Source organism: Actinomycetospora sp. NBRC 106378, assembly GCF_030269685.1.
In the GTDB taxonomy this organism is placed as follows: domain Bacteria; phylum Actinomycetota; class Actinomycetes; order Mycobacteriales; family Pseudonocardiaceae; genus Actinomycetospora.
Window position 1 is genome coordinate 1 of the sequence record NZ_BSTT01000033.1, and the last position, 1081, is coordinate 1081.

Genomic DNA, 1081 nt, shown 5'->3' on the forward strand with positions numbered 1-1081 from the left:
TGTCGTGACCCGAGACGTTGTGTGCGGCGGCGTGTCGGGTTGATCGAGGAGGGCCTCCGAGGCGAGGTGGGTGTGTCTGACGCATCCAGCTCGACCACCGGAGGCCCTCGGTGTCGCACCGTAATGCCCGCCTGACCGTGCACGCCCGCCTGCTGATCGTCCAGCGTCATCGGGCGGGCTGGCCGCAAGCCCGGATCGCCGAGCAGCTCGGGGTCTCCCGCGGCACCGTCGCCAAGTGGATCCACCGCTACGACACCGAGGGCCAGGCCGGGCTCGACGACCGCCCCTCGCGCCCGCACACCAGCCCCCGGCGCACACCCGTCGAAGTCGAGGCCCAGGTCCTTCAACTTCGACGTGATCGGCATCGTGGTCCGGTGTTCCTCGCCGGTGAACTCGGCCTGGTCGCCTCCACCGTCGGGCGCATCCTTCGACGCCACCAGGTGCCGGCCCTGGCAGCGATCGACCCGATCACCGGGCAACCGGTCCGACGCCGTCGCGGCGGGCCACGCTACGAGCGGTCCCGGCCCGGCGAGCTGCTCCACGTCGACGTCAAGAAGCTCGGGCGCATCCCCGAGGGCGGTGGATGGCGCCTGCACGGGCGCAGCGAAGCCGTCCGCGGTCGCGGCAACGGCTACGACTACCTCCACGTCGCGGTCGACGACCACTCCCGGCTGGCCTACATCGAAGCCCTGCCCGACGAACGGGAACCGACCTGCGCGGAGTTCCTGCACCGCGCTGCGAGCTGGTTCCACACCCGCGGAGTCACCGTCGAACGGGTCCTGACCGACAACGCCCTGGCCTACCGCCGCGGCCAGAACTGGGCCGCGGTCTGCGTCGCACTCGGCATCCGACGCCGCTTCATCAAGCCCGGCTGCCCCTGGACCAACGGCAAAGCCGAACGCCTCAACCGGACCCTGCTCACCGAATTCGCCTACGCCCGCCCCTGGACCAGCAACCATCAGCGGCTGGCCGCCCTGGACACCTGGGTCCACGACTACAACACTCGCCGCGCCCACTCCGCCCTCGGCGGCCAGCCACCAAACACCCGCCTCGCCTGCTAACAACGTGACGGGTCACGACA

At 70.9% G+C, this 1081-nt stretch carries 1 protein-coding gene; it reads left to right on the forward strand.

From position 1 onward, the window contains the following. The first annotated feature begins 110 nt into the window (after positions 1-110). On the forward strand, positions 111-1061 hold the full coding sequence (locus QSK00_RS30280) for an IS481 family transposase (protein ID WP_285597263.1): 951 nt from the start codon (positions 111-113) through the stop codon (positions 1059-1061). Positions 1062-1081 lie beyond the last annotated feature (20 nt).